The organism is Viridibacterium curvum (genome assembly GCF_039544165.1).
GTDB lineage: Bacteria > Pseudomonadota > Gammaproteobacteria > Burkholderiales > Rhodocyclaceae > Viridibacterium > Viridibacterium curvum.
Genome location: NZ_BAABLD010000008.1, coordinates 876045 through 892958 on the forward strand (window position 1 = coordinate 876045; position 16914 = coordinate 892958).

Below are 16914 nucleotides of genomic sequence, written 5' to 3' on the forward strand. Positions count from 1 at the left end.
ACAGGCGGTCGGAAAAGGCGGCCGATTGCTGCGTCAACGCGACACACGGCCCGCCATTTCAGAACGCCCATGGGGCGACTCGCCAACGGTGTGGGAGCGATTTGAAATCCACCCTGCGCCAGGCAGGTCGCTGGTGCGACCTGACCAAAACAGAACGCCGCCCGGACTTCAGCCCCAGCGCACCATCGCGTACTGCTTCTTGCCCCGACGCAGCAGGGTGAAGCGGCCGAACAAACGCTCGGCATCACCGAACTGGTGATCCAGCGCCTCCGCCTTCACGCCGTTGATTGCCACGCTGCCGCCCTGGATGAAGGTGCGCGCTTCCGACTTCGACTTGGCCAGACCACACGCGGCCAGCGCGTCGATCAGGCTGGTCGCGCTCTTGTCGATCTCCACACCCGGCACACCGTCCTGGGCAAGCTGTTCGAGGTCGGCTTCGGTGAGGCTGGCAAGCTCACCCGAGAACAGGCTTTGCGTGATGCGTTGCGCGGCTTCGAGCGCGGCCTTGCCATGCACGAGCTCGGTCGCTTGCTCGGCAAGAATGCGCTGCGCCTCCGGCTTGGTGCCGCTGGCCTTGTCCTTGGCCTCAATCGCGTCAATCTCGCTCACCGACAGGAAGCTGAAGTAGCGCATGAACTTGTAGACGTCGGCATCCGCCGTGTTCAGCCAGAACTGGTAGAAGGCGTAGGGCGAGGTCTTCTTCGGGTCCAGCCAGATCGCGCCTGATTCGGTCTTGCCGAACTTGGTGCCGTCAGCCTTCGTCACCAGCGGCAGCGTCAGGCCATACACCTGTTGCTGATGCAGGCGACGCGTCAGGTCGGTGCCGGCAACAATGTTGCCCCATTGATCGGAGCCCCCGATCTGCAGCACGCAGCCATGCAGTTCGTAGAGTTTGGCGAAGTCGTAACCCTGCAGCAGGCTGTACGAGAACTCGGTGTAGGAAATGCCCTGGTCGTCACGGTTGAGGCGCTGCTGTACCGACTCCTTCTTGATCATGGCGTTGACCGAGAAGTGCTTGCCAATGTCGCGCAGGAACTCCAGCGCGCCCATGCCGCCGAACCAGTCGTAGTTGTTGGCCATGATGGCCGCATTGCCGCCTTCGAAGTTCAGAAAGGGCGACACCTGGCCACGGATCTTCTGCACCCAGCTGGCGATTACATCAGGCGTGTTGAGCTTGCGCTCGGTGGCCTTGAAGCTCGGGTCGCCGATCATGCCCGTGGCACCACCAACGAGGGCAATGGGCTTGTGCCCCGCCTGCTGGAAGCGCTTGAGCACCAGCACCGGCACAAGGTGGCCGAGGTGCAGCGAATCCGCCGTCGGGTCAAAGCCGCAATACAGCGTGACGGAACCCTTCGCGAGCATCTCGTCGAGCGCAGCTGCATCGGTGGTCTGCGCAATGAGGCCACGGGCCTGCAGATCCTGCAGAAGGGGGGATTGGTACATCGGGGGTTCTCCACAACAGGAAGCGTGGCGCCCATCGGTACGCTACGCGGTCAATTCGAACCCGCTATTCTACAGGGCCGCTCAATCCTGGCTGCGCTCTGGAGGGTGCTGAATGCTTCTTGTCAGGACATCGTTGTTGTACGTGATCGTGCTGGTTCTGGCGGGCTGTGTGTCCATGCCGCTGCCGCCGGACTTGTCGGACAGCGAATTGCACGCATTGGCGCAAGCGCAACCGGCCGCATTGCGGGTCGCGATCACGGAATGTCGCCAGAGCAAGACCGGCGAACCTTATGCCCCCTTTGCGGATGAACACTGCCAGAACCTGATTCCCAAAGTCAGCGCGCTGCTCAAGAAAACCGGACTCGTGGGGGCCGTGAGTGAGAGTGATCAGACGGCGGACCTCTCTATCCTCATTCACGAAACGCCGCGCAGGATCTATTGGTCGACTGCCGGACACAACCCCGGTATTGCCTTGTTCGGTCTGGCGATTCCCATCTGGTGGGCAGATCGCTTCGGCTATCACCTGAGCCTGACCGACAGGAAGACCGGCCAGCGCATCGAACTGAACAGCCTGCGTGAAGGCACCAGCATACAGGGCAGTTGGGGCACGCTGACGGGTATGCTTCCCGGTCGCACTCTCAGTCCGGTAAAGATGGATGAAGCTGAGGTTGCGCGCATCAAGCTCGCCCTCCTTCAGTTGCTCGAAGCAAGGCAATAACCCGGGAGAAAGAAGTTGAAATCAATCTGGATCACCAGCCTGATCATTTTGTTTGCTGGCTGCACTACGACACCCGTCAATATCAATAGCCCCCTGATCGGCAAATGGAGTGGCACGGATGAAAAAAACATCACGGGCAGCTTCGTTTTTGAAAGGAATGGCGAAGTCAGTGTCAGTGTTTCGGGCGAGTCCCTGATGAGTGCGGAGCAAAAAGCGCTTGGTGTTAGAACCATTTTTGAACTGGATGCGATTGCCAGGCCGGAACGATTTGATGTGTTCGCGGTTTTCCAGGGACGTAAATCGCCAATCACTTCCTGCATCTACCGCTTCCTGAACCCCGATGAAATCCAGATACGATGCAGCCAGGGTGGCGCACCCTTGCCCACCGCGTTTGAATCCGGTGAAGCAAGTCATGCGGCGCTGAAGCTTTTCCGGCAGAAACCTTAACGCAGCACACGTGCCGGGGCACCCACGAAATGCCTCCGCTTGTTGGCTCGGTTTACAGCCGATAGCTCGCCACGATGCGCTGCATCGACTCGGCGAGCTTGTCCAGCTCGCGCGCCGAGCTGGCGCTCTCACCCGCCGCTGCACTCGATTCTTCAGCCATCTGCGCGATGCGCTCCACCTGCTGGGCGATGCTGTTGCTGGTGCTGCTCTGCTCGCGGATGGCGTCGGTAATCTCGCTGACCATCTCGATGGCGCTATGGCTGGCCACGCCGATCTGCTGGATCGCCTGGCTTGCGTCCTGCGCCCGGCTCACTCCGTCGCTGACGCGCGTTACCGCCTCTTCCATGCCTTCCACAGCACCGCGAGCACCGGCACGCACGGCTTCCACCATGGCAGAGATTTCCTGTGTCGATTGCGCCGTACGCTCAGCCAACTTGCGCACCTCGTCCGCCACCACGGCGAAGCCGCGGCCCTGTTCGCCAGCGCGCGCCGCCTCGATGGCGGCATTCAGCGCCAGCAGGTTGGTCTGATCAGCCACTTCGCGGATCACCGCGACGACCGACGAAATCTTGTCGGTTTGCGCGCCGAGCTCGCGGATGCGCTCCGAAGCCTGGCCCACGGTGTTCGAGATCTGGTTGATGTCGCGGACGGTCTGACCGATCACATCCTCGCCAGACTTCGACAGGCGTCCGGATTCCTTCGACAGGTTGTTGGCCTCGCCGGCGCGATCGCCGACGTGGTTGATGCTGACTGTCATCTCTTCCACTGCAGCGGCCATGCCGGCAGCGGCCGAGCTCTGGGCCTGGGCCGAGCTTTCGACCTGATTCGAGGTGGACGCCACGCGGCTCAATGCGGAAGCTACCGAATGTGCGCCCTCTGCAATCGCCTTGAGGTTGCTACGCAGGCTGTCCAGCAGACGATTCAGGTCCTCAGCCATGAGGCCCAGCTCGTCACGTTGCAGCACCGGCACACGCACAGTGAAGTCGCGGTTGCGCTGGATCTGCCCCACGGCCTGCTGCACGCCCCGCAGGGCATCGCTGATCCCGCGCACGAGCAGAAAGCCCATGCCGCCTACCAAGGCGATGGCCAGCGTCATCACGACCAGCGAGAAAACGCGGGCTGTGCGGCCGAAGCTCTCGGCAGCGTTGCCTTCCTTGAGGGCCGTCTCCTCGTTGCTTGCCGCGACGTCTTCCAGTGCTTTGTAGGCCGCCACACCCGCAGGCAGCAAGTCCTGCTCGATCGCCTGCCGTGCAGCGTCATCGTTTCCCTGGCGCGACAGGTCCAGCACCTTGGCTACATGTTGATCGAACGCCTTGATCGCTGTCTGCGCAGCGGTCAGCAAAGCTCGATCTTCATCGCTGTCGATCAGCTCATCGCTGTACTTTTTCAGCTGGGCTTCAAGGTCTGCACGGGTTTCCTCAATGTCCTTCTCGATCTGCGCCAGCTTGGCGTGATCATTGATGAGAATGTCGCGTAATGCCCAACTGCATGCGCAGAAGGTCGATTTCGGCCTTATCCACCGCACCGATGCTCGGAATCGAATCGGTGTTGGCGACCGAGATCGCCGTCGTCAGACGTGAAGCCGTCACCAGCCCAATGACGCCGACCACCAACAAGGCGGCGGTCGAGGCCATGATCATGATCCACAGGCGTTTTGAAATTGTCATGCTCATGAAGTGCTTCCTCAGCGTATTCCGGAGACGGAGCTCAGCCAGCTGCACACGGACGCAGTTAATCGACCTTTAGCGGGCGACTTCGACGGTCAACGGCAGGGAGACGAAGAGCTTGAAGGCGGGCCTGGAATCGGCTCAACCCTGGATCTGTCGTCAGGCCAAGGCGGGCAGGCGTTTCAGTCCGGGGTCTGTGGAATGCGGGCCAGAACTCCGGTGCCGAAGTCCTGGTAGAAGGGCAGGTCCTGGCGGTGTGCGTAGCCGATGAAGCAATCGCAAAGCTTGCGGGAACAAGGTTCAGGTCTGAGGATGCTGTCGAGATCAGACTCGTACAGATTGCCCAGTTTCTGCGGCAGGAAATGGCAGCGCTGCAGATTGCCTTGCCCATCCACCGACAGGACTTCGCTGCCGCCACGACAGGGCTTGCCCAGCGATGTGACGGGCTGGCGGTTGTAGCGGAACCAGGGGTCAATGGCGTCCAGCCAGGCGATGTCTTCAGCGCTGTAGTAGCGGCTGCCCCGCCGGTCGTAGGCGTTGAGCCACATGTAGCAATCTGCCGGCAGCGCAGCGCGCAGCGCACGGATTGCATCGAAGTGTTCGCGCATGGCGACAACACCCACCGAGAAGGCGATGCCGTATCGCCGCAAGGTGTCGCAGTGTGCAATGAAGCGTTCCAGTGTGGTCTGGTCCGGATGATAGGTGCACCACAGGCTCAGCTTGCCGGGGCTGACCTTCGCCAGCCAGGACAGCGGGCCGGACAGGTTGGTCTGCAGGGCGACCTGCGCGACATGCGGCATCGCGGCCAGTTCGGTCATGGCCTGCCGGTAGTGCTGCCGCACCAGCGCTTCGCCCCAGGGCGTGAACAGCACGCGCATGGGGCGCTGCTGCGCAGCTAGCCAGGCCACGAAGCGCTGCACTTCGGCTGCGTCGCGCTGCATGGTGGCGCGCGTGTCCTGGCGCTTGGCAAACGGGCAGTAGTGGCAGTCGTAATTGCAACTGGACAGGGTGCCGCGATAGAGCAGCGTCAGCACCGGTGCATCGCTGCCGGCGTCATGCGCCATGGCCTCGGGCACCAGGCTCAGCATGCGGCCTCCGTCGCCTCCATCAGGCTGCGTACCTTGGCCGATACCAGCCAGGGGCCGATGGTGTCGGCATGCGCGTAGCCTTCGTCATTGAGGCGGATGCCGCTGCCGTCATCCACAACAAGCTGCAGCGCAAACAGCTCATTCAGTTGCGGCAGATCTTCAAGGCAGTGCGAGCCAAAGCGTTGCAGATAGTCGGCGTAGCGCAAGCCAGGCTCGGTGAGGATGGACTGGATGACGAAGCGCCGGCGCTGGTCTTCGGCATCGAGCTGGAAACCGTGCCAGGCCTGCGCGAAGTGCGCGTCGTCGAGTGCCACGTAGTTGTCGATGATGTGGCGGGTATCGCTACGACCGATGGCGTACTCGCTGGAGTAGTGCAGCGCGCGGGTGTAGGAGCGCGCACCGGCACCCAGCCCGACCATGCCATCGTTCTGACAGCAGTAGACAGGTCCGCCCTGGTCCGGCGCGTGGGGCGCGCGGAACATGCGCATCGAGGTCTGTGTGTAGCCAGCCGCACGCAGGTGATCACGTGCTGCGGTGTAGAGATCAAGGCGCGTGTCTGTCTCGGGTATCAGGTGCAGGTAGTCCCTGGAGCCGTCGTCATGGCGACGCTTGATGCGACCCAGCCCCGTCTGTTCCCGTATGTAGAGCGGGTACAGGTAGATCTCTTCCGGCGCGAAAGACAATGCACTGTCGATGGAGGCGAGCAGGCTTGCCTTGGTCTGGCCGGCAATGCCATAGATCAGGTCGAGGTTCAGCACCGGGAACGCCGCCTCGCGGATGCGTTCGATGGCCGTACGGACCACCGAGTTCTGCTGCAGCCTGACGAGGGCGCGCATCTCGGCGCTGGAAAAACTCTGGATGCCCAGACTGACGCGGCTCACCCCTGCGTCGCGACATACAGCCAGCTTCTCGGCGCTCACCGTTTCGGGCGAGGCTTCGATGCCTGACGGTACGTTATGGAGATCAACGCCCAGGATGCCCTGTATGCCATCGAACAACTGCCCCAGCTGTGCAGCTGACAGATACGTGGGCGTGCCGCCACCGATGGCGAAGCGTGCAAAGCGGCGCTTACCCAGCTGCTCGTCCATGACCCGCATCTGCCGGACCACCTGTGCAACGTAGCGATCCACCAGCGCAGGCTCGGGCCTGGCCATCGCGAACAGGTTGCAGAAGCCGCAGCGCATGCTGCAGAAGGGCACGTGGATGTAACCGAACAAGGCCGAGCGGTCCTCCCCTCCCCACAGTGCCGCGAGCGACTGCGGTGCGGGCAGCTTGCGGTAGGCCGACTTGTGCGGGTAGGAATACGAATAGGCCTGGTATGGCGTCAGCCGCAGGCGCTGTGCAAGCGTGTCGAGTGCTTCCGGTTTGTTCACGGTGTGGCGGCATCCCGGGCGGGGATGAAGAAGTGTGCGTAGGGCACGTTCCAGACGGTGTCGTGGGCGAGGCGATGGCCATGGTAGCCGTCCTCTCCGAACGCGGTGCCGTGGTCCGAGCAGATGATGGCGAAGGTCGGTGCGCGTTGCGCGCAGGCTTCGAAGAGTGGCGCCAACGCGAGATCCGCATGCCGCAGCGCTGCCGCGTGAGTCGCCGGGCTGTCGCTGCGGCTGCCCGTCAGGTAGATGTGGCTTGGCGAGTGGATGGCAGACACGTTGATGAACAGGAAGACACGTTTTCCGGTCGCCTCCATTCTCTGGATGGCCAGCTCGGCCTGGTTCTCTGTCGAGCGTGGATGCGTCACGCCGAGTGCAGGGCGCCAGTGGCTCTCGGCAAACATGTCGGGCAGCACACGGCCCAGCGCCGTCAGCTTGTTGAAAAAACCCACGCCACCGATGCAGATGGTCTGGTAGCCGCGTGCGGCAAGCCCGGCGGGGACTGACGCCTCGTCGAACACACAGGTGTGTGTCGACGTTGTCTCGCTGCCACGGAACGCCGTTGCGAACAGCCGAGCATGACGACCGGGTGAGGCTGGCGTCGGCAGGAAGCCCGCAAAGAACGCCTGGTGTGCTGCAAAGGTGAAGCTGCCGGGGGTATGCCGCTTCTCCCAGCCGCTGGCGGGCAGGAACTTGCGCAGAACGGGCAACTCGCCGGCTTCGAAAAGTTGCTGGGCAACGTCGTAGCGCAAGGCATCGAGGGTGATGAACAGGATGTCGTGGCTACCGACAACTGCATTCATGTCAGGAATATCGTGAGCATCCAGCTTCATGCGGCCAGCGCCTGCAACTGTGCGGCATAGGTGTCCTGCCCCTGCCACTGCAGGCCGGGCAGCAGGTCGCCGAACGCGTTGGCTTCAAGAATGCTGGCCTTGCCGCCTTTGACGACCACGTCAAAGCCCGCGACCAGGCTTTGCGGAAAGCTGGCCGCTGCATGCATCGAGACGGCTTCCAGCGCAGCCAGATCAGGCGCGTTCAACAGGCTCGCCGCATCACCGCGACGGTTGCCCAGGTGCAGGTTGGTCATGATGTGTTGCCCGACGCGCGCAACACGATGCGCCACCCTGCCCGCCAGCGTCACGACGCGGAAGTCGTAGCTTGCATCGCCATGACGGGGTTTGGGCAGCCAGGCCTCAACATAAGCCTGCTGGCCCGCGAGGGCATTGATGAGGTCGGCGATGTCATGACGCGTGCTGTAGCGGCTCATGCGCTTGAGGTTGAACAGGCGCAGGCCTGACGATGTGCGTTCGATGCGGGCCGTCGTGGTGGCCTGCTCGCGCCCACCGCTTGCGCGGCGATAGGCGACGACGCCTGCCGCAGAGGAGCCGTAACGCGCCTTGATGAACACCCGATCGAGCTGGTTCTGATCGAGCCTGGACTGCAAGTCGTCATAGTTGATGACAGGCCCCAGCAAGCGGGGCGTGGAGACCGCGTGCCGCACCAGGTGTTGCTGGCAGGCCAGCTTGTCGGTCATCAGCAGCACTTCCGCAGGAGCGTTCACCATCTGCAGATGCGGATGCTGCGCAAGGAGCGCGGCCAGCGTGCCGAGCGCGGCCGAGAATCCCGCAAACCAGGCATCGGTGTCGCGCAATTCGCCATGCGCAGGCAGCGAGGGCACATCGCGCCCCAGAAGGCGGCAGCCGAGGACGCATAGCTTGTGTTGCGCTACGGGGTCGTCACCCGGCGATTCGATCTTGAACACGCAAGGTCGTTCGAGGTAGCCGAGCAGGATCTCCGGCGCGTCCAGCCAGGCGGACCACTCCACGACCTGTGCAGGCGGCAGGCCGAACCCTGCGCGGGCCGCCTGCAACAAGCGCAGGCGTTTCCCTGTCGCGACGCCGAGCACCACCTGCGTGCCCGGCGACACGGCCTCACGCGCTACGCTGTCGGCAGCACACTGCAACATTCACTCGCCGACAGCCACGTACTTGTAGCCTTCGTCCTCGTCCTGCGCATCGTCCAGCTTCACGCTGATGGGCAGGGAGCGCAGCTTGTCCTGCACTGCCTGTGAGATGTAGTGGTGGCTCAGATCCAGGCAGCGCAGCTTGCGCACGTGCGGGCTGTTGAAGAGCGCCTCGGCACCGGTGTCGCCGAGCGTGCCCAGCGAAAGATCCAGTGTATCGAGCTGCTCGATCCAGGATTGCCCCGCCAGCCACACGGCCAGATCATCGGCGATATCCGAATCACGCAGACCCAGATAGCGCAGGCCCGGCGTACGCAGGCTGCCCAGCACGCGCTCGTACAGCGCGACGTCGCCGTCGAAACCGTAGCCGTCCGTGCCCAGCCACAGCTCCAGGTGTTCGAGTGCCGGCAGGCTCGATTCGGCCAGTGCATTGGCAACACTGCTCGGCAAACCACCGCTCTCGATGATCAGCTGCTTCAGTGCGGGATGCGAGAAGGGCTCCAGCTCCAGCTGGTTGCCGCCACGGATGCGCAGGGTTTCCAGCGACTGGAAGTTCTCCAGCAGCATGTTGTAGTCCGACTGGATGATCCACGAGATCTCGCAGTCTTCGTAGGTCATGTCACCGATGAACAAAGCTTTCAGCGCCGGCAGCTCGGCGGCATGGGCAACCAGCACGCCGAGGGTTTCTTCCGAGCTTTCTTCTGCCGGGTTGTTCCACTGTCCGATGATCAGGGCATCCAGCTTGCTCTTGTCGACCTTGGACAGGAACTCTTCGATCAGGTCCCCGATACGGCGCTCATCGTCGTATTCGAGTGTCAGCCGATAGACCTTGGTCGCGATGTCGGGCTGGCCGCCGTCATAAGTCTCAACTTTCTTGCCGTGAAAAACGTCGCTGTACTCTGAAATGGTCACGATGAATTCCTGTCTCGGAGGTTTGAAAATGCCAGGCGGCGGGTTGGTATATCAAAAGCGGATACGAGCGTCAAAGACCAATGATGATGCGGGACTGCTGTTGCAAACAGCCTACAACGCAAACGCCAGCACCACCGGCAACACCACCACGGCCAGCAGGTTGCCGATCAGCACGATGGAGGCGACCTTGTCGGGCTCCTGGTTGTAGCGCTCGGCGAACAGGTAGTTCATCACCGCTGGCGGCAGTGCGCCATAGATGATCAGCAGCGCTGCCTGCAGCCCATGCAGGCCCAGTGCCCAGGCAATCGCTCCGGCCAACGCGCCACCGATGGCCGGTCGCGCGAGGCCGCCGATGAGACCCACGCGCCAGCCTTCGAGGCGGATGTCCGTCATGCGCACACCCAGCGAGAACAGCATCAGCGGAATCGCGATGTCGCCCAGCAGCTTCAGCGCCATCACCAGCGGCGGCCACACCACGATGCCCGACAGCGACACCGCAAGGCCAAGCAAGGTCGCGATGACGTTGGGCACTTTCCATAACTGGCTCAGATGCAGCTTGTGATCCAGCAGATAACTGCCATAGGTGAAGTGCAACAGCGTCGACACCATGAACAGGATGACAGCGGGCTGCAGCGCCTGGTCGCCATAAGCAAGTACCGCCAGCGGAATACCCAGATTGGCCGAGTTGCTGAACATGATGGTCGGCAACAGCGTGCGCGGATCTTCCTTCAGCACGCGCGACAAAACATGCCCAGCCACACCGCAGGCAACCGTCAGCAGCAGCATTGCCAGCGCAAGTTGCCAGTACTGCGCGACGTGGAAGTCACGCCCCGCCAACGCACCGAAGATCAGCGCCGGCGCAAACACATCCATGGTCAGCTTGTTCGCCACCCCCATGTCCGGCCGCTCGCGCCGTGCGACGAAGTAGCCGACGGCGGCGATGGTGAAGACGGGGAAGAGGATGGAGATGATGCGTTCGAGCATGGCGGGGTGCCGCGTGAAGAGCTGCGTGGAAACAGGATTCTAGTCTTCACACGGCGTAACCGGACTGAATGTGGATTTGTCCTTCATCGGGAGGCATTATGCTGTCGTCCAATTTCACGTAAGGCACAACATGCGCGTGGCTGCCGTATTCGTTTTGATAGGTGCAGTTCTCGGCGCTCAAGCCTCCGAGTCATCGGAGTGCGAACGTATTGACTCCCGAGGTCAGAGGAGTGTGGGCTTTCACCCAAGACTTTCAGCGACGGTTAGCGGAGTCGGTCGTGCCTGGCTCTATGCGGCCCCCACTGAAAAATGCAAAACCAAGCGTTTTATCGTTCCGGGTGATTCTGTGACGGTGTACACCCCGTACAAAGGCTGGTTCCATGTCATGTACATCAACGTCAGTACAGGAGAGGACTTCGAAGCTTGGGTCAAAGAAGATCGCCTCAAGATAACTGGGGATCTGGGACCACGTTGACGAGTGACATTGCCCCGGAATTTGCCCGCCCATCGTTCGCCGCAAATGCACTTTTTGCCCCCTGCTTACCAACCCTATAACCGCCAATGCTCGAAGCCATCTTTGAATTAATCGGGGAGTTCCTGCTCCAGATCGTCAGCGAAGCGCTCATCGAGCTGGGCTTCCACTCTCTGGGAGAGCCGTTCCGTAGAGCGCCTGATCCTTGGCTTGCAGCACTTGGCTATACGCTCTTCGGCACGATCCTTGGGGGCATCAGTCTGCTGGTGTTTCCGGACAATCTGGTTCCCGACGCCTGGCGTCTGGCAAATCTGATCGTGACGCCAATTGCCGCAGGCGGTCTCATGGCCCTCATGGGGGCTTGGCGGGAGCGTCGTGGTCAGTCCGTACTGATGATCGACAAGTTTTCCTACGGCTATCTGTTCGCCCTGAGTTTTGCCCTGATCCGTTTCTTCTTCGCAGCGTGATTCGCTGCATCGTCCTCAGCCCGGCAGGGTGAGCTCGGTGAGCTCACGCGTTCAGGTCATACATGGCACCAGACGCTCCGCGTGGGCACACCGTGCCCACACTACAACTTCGCCGGCAGCAAATCGCCTATCGCATAGAAATTCCCGCCCGCCACATGGTGAATGCTTCGCAGTGAAGGGTCCGCATCTTCGAAGTGCCAGTGACCGTCGCGGAAGACGCGGGTGTCGGCCCACGCAGCGACGACTTCACCGATGAAGAGGTCGTAGGCCTGCTGGTTGTGCGGCTCGGCGATCAGCTTGCAGGCAAGCCAGGCGCTGCAACCTTTCACGAAGGGCAGGTCGTGATCTGCCAGGTCGAACAGTTCTACGCCGCAGTGAGCAAGCTTGTCGGTGTCGTCTGCGAGTGAGCTTCGGCCGACAGCGCGGGTGAGTTCGGCTTGCGCGACCGTGGGCACCTGGATGACGAACTGGCCGCTCTGTTCGACGAGCTTTCGTGTGTAGCTGCTCCTGTCGAGCACGACCGTGAGCTTGGGCGGGGCGTAGTCGAGCGCGCAGGCCCAGGCGGCAGCCATGACGTTGTCGATGCCGGCGTGGCGTGCGGAGACGAGCACGGTGGGGCCGTGGTTGATGAGGCGGTAGGCTTTGGACATTTCAACCGGAGCAATGTCGGGAGGCATCTTGATTCTGCGGGTTGTGGAGTTGGCGGGCGAGATGGAGAGCGCTTCTGGTTAGAATCCTGTACCGGCTTCTGCCGGCATTCCTTATTCAATCAGGGTGACGAATGTTCAATCTGTTCAGGGCAGCAGTAGTTTCGGTGTGTATGGCGTGTGTGGGCTGCGTGACGGTTCCGCCGGGTACGCAGGTCACCAATATCCAGCCCGGCATGGGCTCAGTTGTCGTCAAGGTGGAAGGCGGGCGATTGGCGCTGTCATACGTGGCCTGGACAGGTTTGACGGTACGGAATCTCCAGCGCGACACAACCTACACGATAACTCCTACCGGTACACCGCGTGCCCCCAGCCTGATTTTTGTCAGCCAGTTGCCGCCTGGCGAGTATCGCTTCGAGAAAATCGAAGGCAACACGGCCGGGCTGCTGATTGACCTCATGATCAGCAATACCGCGCGGGCAGACATCGAGAAGCAGGGTGCGCTTTTCCGCGTCGAAGCCGGGACGGTCACCAACCTGGGTGTGCTGCATGCATACCTGCCGGCGGAGAAGTCGGATCGCAACCTGCGCCTGGCACCGGGAGGAACGGTTTCGGATCGGCGCGCTGTCTTTCGTGATCTTCAACTCGACCCTGCCCTGTCAGACAAGGCTATTGGCGGGTGGAGTCGTGCTCCGAATAGCGCCGCAACAGCTATCGATGAGCTGAAGAAGAATGCCATGGTGACCAATGGCCGCTACCAGATTGCTGCGGATGGCAGCTATTGGGTGGGTGCGCGTACAGGGCAGGTGCTGCGTCGTGATCCGTCCGGTCGCTGGAGCAACTTCGATACGGGGCTCGCCGCGCCGATTACAGCGGTGCTGCCGCAGGCGAATGGGTTCATGCTTGCCGGGTCCACAGGTGGACTGGTGATGCATTCAACCGATGGCAAGCGCTGGAATGACATATCGCTGCCATTGGGCGGCGAGCTTGTTGCACTGAACGCGGCGGCAAATGAGCAGATTGTCGCGGTGGTCGCACAGGGGGCCGCTATCAAGGTCTTCTCCTCGCGTTGCTGTGACCAGGTTGCTTGGCGTGAGCTGAGCTTGCCTGCCATCAGCGGTACGCCCTTTCTGGTGACGGCACACACGCTGGGAACCAAGCTGATCGTGCAGTTCAGCGAGGTGGCCTTCCTGTCGACTCGCAAGCAGCTGGTCATTAATCTGGACTCGCTCGAAGCGGCATATGTCGCTCCGTTCGACGCGATGTTGCCAAACGCGCAGCCAGCTGCAATTCGCAATGTTCTGTGCGGAAACGACTATCTGTCGACAGATGGAGGCAAGACCTGGTCTCGACCGAACCAACCGGGCTCTGCACTGATATGCCGTAGCGCCAGCATTCTCTACTCGGTGAGCCTTGCGGGTGTGGGTTGGTCGAGCAGCTCCTTTAGTTTCCACCGTTCGACAGACCGGGGCGTGAGCTGGGAAGAACGTGTCGCCCGCTTGCCCGAGGCGGCAGATGTCGGTGGTTTGATGACGGGCGGACACGGCATCGTGCCTTTGCCCAAGGATGGAGAGCTGCTCCTGCACACCGGGCATGGCCGTACCTTCTTCTCGGCGGACGACGGCAAGACCTGGACGCTTGAGCGCGAAGTGAGTGACTCGCTCTATCCCTTCCTCAGGAAGTAACCGCTTCGCCAGCCCTGCTATTGAAGAAGGGCTCTGCAACGCTCGGCAATGAAGTCGCGCAGCACACTCACCGCTGGGTTGAGCAATCGCTGGTTGGCGCACATGAGGTGCAGCGGTGCGGCTTCGCCCTGCCAGGACGGCAGCAGTTCGACGAGGCGGCCGGCAGCAAGGTCGGCCGCAATGTCGAGGCGCGACTTGTAGGCGATGCCCAACCCGGCAATGGCCCAGCGGCGCACCACGTCGCCATCGTTCGAGACGTGTGCAACCCTGACGCGCACGGCGACCTGCTCCTTGCCACGGCGCAAGCGCCAGCGGTCGAGCACGTCGGCTTCGCCCGGGCCCGTCACGTAGCACAAGGCATCGTGCGGCCGGATGTCGTCGGGGTGCTTGAGCTTGTCGTGACGCGCCACCCAGTCGGGCGAGGCGCACAGCACGCGGCGATTGCCGGGCGCCAGCGGTAAGGCGATGAGGCTGGAGTCTGCAGGCTCGCCGTAACGCACGGCCAGATCGAGCGGCAGGCTGTAGAGGTCGGCCATGCGGTCTGACAGGTACAGGCGAAAGCTCAGGGCAGGATGCTGTGCGTGAAACTCGGCCAGCCAGGGCAGCAGCAGGTTGCGCCCGAGGTCGGACGGTGCGGCGAGTTGCAGCGGCCCCTGCACGGCGTGACCGATGCTGGCAAGGCCGTCGACGGCCTCGCGCAGCGCGTCGAGTGCGGGTTTGCTGTGCGCGAGAAAGTGTTCGCCATCGCGCGTTAGTCGCAGGCTGCGCGTGGAGCGCACGAACAGCGGCACCTGAAGGCGCGCCTCCAGCCGCTTGAGGGTGGCGCTGGCGGCGGCGGGCGTGATGTCGAGTGCGCGGGCGGCCGCCGACAGGCTGCCGGGCTCGGCGTTGCGCTCGAAGATCTCGCTGTCCTGGAGCGATGTCATCTTCAACAGAAATTTGAATATGCATTCAATTCAGCGCCCCTGTATTGAAACTGCAAAACCCCCGATGATGGCGACACGTTTCCTTGCCGGAGTCCCGCACCATGTCTCACCTCTTCGCCCCCTTCACGCTGCGCTCGTTGACCCTGCCAAATCGCATCACGGTGTCGCCGATGTGCATGTATTCGTCGAAGGACGGTTTCGCGACCGACTTTCACCTCGTGCACCTCGGCAGCTTCGCGCTGGGTGGCGCTGGCCTGGTCATTACCGAAGCGACGGCGGTGAGCCCAGAGGGGCGCATCAGCGCGGACGATCTGGGCATCTGGGACGACGCGCATGTCGCGCAGCTGTCGCGCATCACGCGCTTCATCCGCCAGCAGGGCGGTTTTTCAGGCATCCAGCTCGCGCATGCGGGCCGCAAGGCCAGCGCTGCTGCGCCGGGCAAAGGCGCTGGCGAGGTGAAGCCGGCCGACGGTGGCTGGCAGACCGTCGCACCGTCGGCGCTGCGTTTCTCTGACACCTATCCCCTGCCGCTCGCACTCGACGCGGCGGGCATCCGCAAGGTGATCGACGACTTCACGACCGCCGCGCGCCGCGCGCTGGCTGCGGGTTTCGATGTGGCAGAAGTGCACGCCGCCCACGGCTACCTGCTGCACCAGTTCCTGTCGCCCGTCGCCAACCAGCGCACCGATGATTACGGCGGCAGCTTCGAGAACCGCATTCGCCTCACGCTGGAAGTGACGCAGGCCGTGCGCAAAGTGTGGCCCGAGCATCTGCCGGTTTTCGTGCGCCTGTCGGCCACTGACTGGGCCGAGCAAGGCGGCTGGACGCCTGACGAAACCGTCGAGCTCTCGCGTCGCCTCAAGGCGCTCGGCGTCGACCTTATCGACATCAGCACGGGCGGCATGCTGCCGACGGCGAGCATGCCCATTGGCCCCGGCTACCAGACACCTTTCGCGTCACGTGTGCGCAACGAGGCCGGCATCGCCAGCAGCGCGGTGGGCCTCATCACCAATGCGCAGCAAGCCGACCACATCATCCGCACCGGTCAGGCCGACGTGGTGATGCTCGCGCGCGAGCTGCTGCGCGACCCGCACTGGCCGCTGCATGCGGCGCAGGCGCTGGGGCACGCTACGGCCTGGCCGCGCCAGTACCTGCGCGCGGGCCCGCAGGGTTCGCCGGCACAGGCGGCGCGCTGAGCCCGCCATCGCCCGGGCGTTGCAAAAGGAAGTCGATGAAGGCGCGCGTCTTGGCCGCCAGCAGGCGGTCAGGCAGGGTCACGAGGTAGAGCTGGCGCGGCGGCACGCGGTAGCGCGGCAGCAGCTCGACGAGCTCGCCGCGCCGGAGTTCCTCTTCGACGAGGTAGCGCGACATGGCGATGATGCCCACACCACCCACGGCAGCAGCGCGCAGCACGGCGACGCTGTTCACCATCAGCTGGCCGCGCACCTCCAGTTCGATCTCCTGCTTCTCGGGCGTGATGATGCGCCAGGGGTTCTGCGTCAGTTCGCCCGAGTAGAAGATGCAGTTGTGTTCGAGCAGCGCCTGCGCCGTCTGCGGTGCGCCATGGCGCGCGATGTAGGCCGGTGCCGCACAGATCACATAGGGCAGTTCGGCCAGGTGGCGCGCCACCAGGCCCGGCGCGGGCGTGTTGGTCATGCGGATGGCGACGTCGACGGCGCTGGCCGCGAGGTCCGCAATCTGGTCGTTGAGCTGCAGGTCGATGCGCACTTCAGGGTAGCGCTGCAGGAACTGCGCAATCTGCGGCCCCAGCACCTGGTTGCCCCAGGAATGCAGGGCCGACACACGCAAGGTGCCGCGCGGCGCGCTGCTGAGTTCATGCAGGCTGGCTTCCGCCTGGTTCACTTCGTCGAGCACACGCCGGCAATGCACGTACAGCGCTTCGCCCGCTTCGGTGAGGCTTTGCCGCCGCGTCGTGCGGTGCAGCAGGGTGACGCCGAAATCGCGCTCCAGCGCCGCGATGCGCTTGCTGAGCACGGCGCGTGAGCAGTCCAGCCGGTGCGCCGCCGCCGAGAAGCCACCGGCTTCGACGACCTCGGCAAAGCTCGCCATGTGGATAAGGCGCTCCATGATTTGCATTCCAATAGAAACAATCTTGTTCAACTGT

At 62.8% G+C, this 16914-nt stretch carries 17 protein-coding genes; 5 read left to right on the forward strand and 12 right to left on the reverse strand.

The annotated features are described in order from the left end of the window. Positions 1 to 168 precede the first annotated feature (168 nt). The gene (gene tyrS / locus ABEA02_RS11850) at positions 169 to 1443 is read right to left on the reverse strand and encodes a tyrosine--tRNA ligase (RefSeq protein ID WP_345533169.1); all 1275 of its coding nucleotides are present in this window, start codon (positions 1441 to 1443) and stop codon (positions 169 to 171) included. A 112-nt stretch (positions 1444 to 1555) separates the two neighbouring features. Here tyrS and ABEA02_RS11855 point away from each other — a divergent pair, with 112 nt between their 5' ends. Together ABEA02_RS11855 and ABEA02_RS11860 are read left to right on the forward strand one after the other, a co-directional pair. Further along, positions 1556 to 2161, forward strand: coding sequence for a hypothetical protein (locus ABEA02_RS11855; protein ID WP_345533170.1), 606 nt, complete (start codon positions 1556 to 1558; stop codon positions 2159 to 2161). 15 nt (positions 2162 to 2176) lie between these two features. After that, positions 2177 to 2608, forward strand: a complete 432-nt coding sequence (locus ABEA02_RS11860; RefSeq protein WP_345533171.1) for a hypothetical protein — start codon at positions 2177 to 2179, stop codon at positions 2606 to 2608. Positions 2609 to 2660: 52 nt separating this feature from the next. On the opposite strand, the gene ABEA02_RS11865 is transcribed toward ABEA02_RS11860, so the two are convergent. From ABEA02_RS11865 to ABEA02_RS11900, 8 genes are all read right to left on the reverse strand, one after another. After that, the gene (locus ABEA02_RS11865) at positions 2661 to 4133 is read right to left on the reverse strand and encodes a methyl-accepting chemotaxis protein (protein ID WP_345533172.1); all 1473 of its coding nucleotides are present in this window, start codon (positions 4131 to 4133) and stop codon (positions 2661 to 2663) included. Next, complete coding sequence (locus ABEA02_RS11870; RefSeq protein ID WP_345533173.1) at positions 4063 to 4281, reverse strand: Tar ligand binding domain-containing protein; 219 nt, start codon at positions 4279 to 4281, stop codon at positions 4063 to 4065. The genes ABEA02_RS11865 and ABEA02_RS11870 overlap by 71 nt, the downstream gene beginning before the upstream one ends. Before the next feature lie 176 nt (positions 4282 to 4457). After that, positions 4458 to 5363, reverse strand: coding sequence for an STM4011 family radical SAM protein (locus ABEA02_RS11875; RefSeq protein WP_345533174.1), 906 nt, complete (start codon positions 5361 to 5363; stop codon positions 4458 to 4460). Then, on the reverse strand, positions 5357 to 6736 hold the full coding sequence (locus ABEA02_RS11880) for an STM4012 family radical SAM protein (protein ID WP_345533175.1): 1380 nt from the start codon (positions 6734 to 6736) through the stop codon (positions 5357 to 5359). The genes ABEA02_RS11875 and ABEA02_RS11880 overlap by 7 nt, the downstream gene beginning before the upstream one ends. Then, positions 6733 to 7566, reverse strand: a complete 834-nt coding sequence (locus tag ABEA02_RS11885) for an STM4013/SEN3800 family hydrolase (protein ID WP_345533176.1) — start codon at positions 7564 to 7566, stop codon at positions 6733 to 6735. The genes ABEA02_RS11880 and ABEA02_RS11885 overlap by 4 nt, the downstream gene beginning before the upstream one ends. After that, on the reverse strand, positions 7563 to 8699 hold the full coding sequence (locus ABEA02_RS11890; protein WP_345533177.1) for an STM4014 family protein: 1137 nt from the start codon (positions 8697 to 8699) through the stop codon (positions 7563 to 7565). Before ABEA02_RS11890 ends, ABEA02_RS11885 begins: the two co-directional genes overlap by 4 nt. Continuing rightward, entirely contained in the window at positions 8700 to 9608 is a 909-nt protein-coding gene (locus ABEA02_RS11895; RefSeq protein ID WP_345533178.1) for an STM4015 family protein, read from the reverse strand. It lies immediately after the preceding gene. 111 nt (positions 9609 to 9719) lie between these two features. Further along, the gene (locus ABEA02_RS11900) at positions 9720 to 10592 is read right to left on the reverse strand and encodes an AEC family transporter (RefSeq protein ID WP_345533180.1); all 873 of its coding nucleotides are present in this window, start codon (positions 10590 to 10592) and stop codon (positions 9720 to 9722) included. A gap of 561 nt (positions 10593 to 11153) precedes the next feature. Here ABEA02_RS11900 and ABEA02_RS11905 point away from each other — a divergent pair. Next, entirely contained in the window at positions 11154 to 11531 is a 378-nt protein-coding gene (locus ABEA02_RS11905; RefSeq protein ID WP_345533181.1) for a hypothetical protein, read from the forward strand. Positions 11532 to 11632: 101 nt separating this feature from the next. On the opposite strand, the gene ABEA02_RS11910 is transcribed toward ABEA02_RS11905, so the two are convergent. Next, entirely contained in the window at positions 11633 to 12208 is a 576-nt protein-coding gene (locus ABEA02_RS11910; protein ID WP_345533182.1) for a flavin reductase family protein, read from the reverse strand. Between the two features lie 161 nt (positions 12209 to 12369). Here ABEA02_RS11910 and ABEA02_RS11915 point away from each other — a divergent pair, with 161 nt between their 5' ends. Then, the gene (locus ABEA02_RS11915) at positions 12370 to 13863 is read left to right on the forward strand and encodes a sialidase family protein (protein ID WP_345533184.1); all 1494 of its coding nucleotides are present in this window, start codon (positions 12370 to 12372) and stop codon (positions 13861 to 13863) included. Positions 13864 to 13880: 17 nt separating this feature from the next. Here the strand turns inward: ABEA02_RS11915 and ABEA02_RS11920 are convergent, their stop codons facing one another. After that, positions 13881 to 14789 carry a LysR family transcriptional regulator gene (locus tag ABEA02_RS11920; RefSeq protein WP_345533185.1) on the reverse strand — a complete coding sequence of 303 codons (909 nt, stop codon included), beginning with the start codon at positions 14787 to 14789 and terminating at the stop codon, positions 13881 to 13883. 101 nt (positions 14790 to 14890) lie between these two features. Here ABEA02_RS11920 and ABEA02_RS11925 point away from each other — a divergent pair, with 101 nt between their 5' ends. Further along, on the forward strand, positions 14891 to 15985 hold the full coding sequence (locus ABEA02_RS11925; RefSeq protein WP_345533186.1) for an NADH:flavin oxidoreductase/NADH oxidase: 1095 nt from the start codon (positions 14891 to 14893) through the stop codon (positions 15983 to 15985). Here the strand turns inward: ABEA02_RS11925 and ABEA02_RS11930 are convergent. Beyond that, the gene (locus tag ABEA02_RS11930; protein ID WP_345533187.1) at positions 15918 to 16877 is read right to left on the reverse strand and encodes a LysR family transcriptional regulator; all 960 of its coding nucleotides are present in this window, start codon (positions 16875 to 16877) and stop codon (positions 15918 to 15920) included. The genes ABEA02_RS11925 and ABEA02_RS11930 overlap by 68 nt on opposite strands. Between the last annotated feature and the right edge of the window lie 37 nt (positions 16878 to 16914).

Excerpts from the sequence above, each read along its gene's own strand:
- tyrS (WP_345533169.1), bottom strand. The coding sequence starts at position 1,443 with ATGTACCAATCCCCCCTTCTGCAGGATCTGCAGGCCCGTGGCCTCATT.
- ABEA02_RS11855 (WP_345533170.1), top strand. The coding sequence starts at position 1,556 with ATGCTTCTTGTCAGGACATCGTTGTTGTACGTGATCGTGCTGGTTCTG.
- ABEA02_RS11870 (WP_345533173.1), bottom strand. The coding sequence starts at position 4,281 with ATGAGCATGACAATTTCAAAACGCCTGTGGATCATGATCATGGCCTCG.
- ABEA02_RS11875 (WP_345533174.1), bottom strand. The coding sequence starts at position 5,363 with ATGCTGAGCCTGGTGCCCGAGGCCATGGCGCATGACGCCGGCAGCGAT.
- ABEA02_RS11885 (WP_345533176.1), bottom strand. The coding sequence starts at position 7,566 with ATGAAGCTGGATGCTCACGATATTCCTGACATGAATGCAGTTGTCGGT.
- ABEA02_RS11890 (WP_345533177.1), bottom strand. The coding sequence starts at position 8,699 with ATGTTGCAGTGTGCTGCCGACAGCGTAGCGCGTGAGGCCGTGTCGCCG.
- ABEA02_RS11900 (WP_345533180.1), bottom strand. The coding sequence starts at position 10,592 with ATGCTCGAACGCATCATCTCCATCCTCTTCCCCGTCTTCACCATCGCC.
- ABEA02_RS11905 (WP_345533181.1), top strand. The coding sequence starts at position 11,154 with ATGCTCGAAGCCATCTTTGAATTAATCGGGGAGTTCCTGCTCCAGATC.
- ABEA02_RS11910 (WP_345533182.1), bottom strand. The coding sequence starts at position 12,208 with ATGCCTCCCGACATTGCTCCGGTTGAAATGTCCAAAGCCTACCGCCTC.
- ABEA02_RS11920 (WP_345533185.1), bottom strand. The coding sequence starts at position 14,789 with ATGACATCGCTCCAGGACAGCGAGATCTTCGAGCGCAACGCCGAGCCC.
- ABEA02_RS11925 (WP_345533186.1), top strand. The coding sequence starts at position 14,891 with ATGTCTCACCTCTTCGCCCCCTTCACGCTGCGCTCGTTGACCCTGCCA.
- ABEA02_RS11930 (WP_345533187.1), bottom strand. The coding sequence starts at position 16,877 with ATGGAGCGCCTTATCCACATGGCGAGCTTTGCCGAGGTCGTCGAAGCC.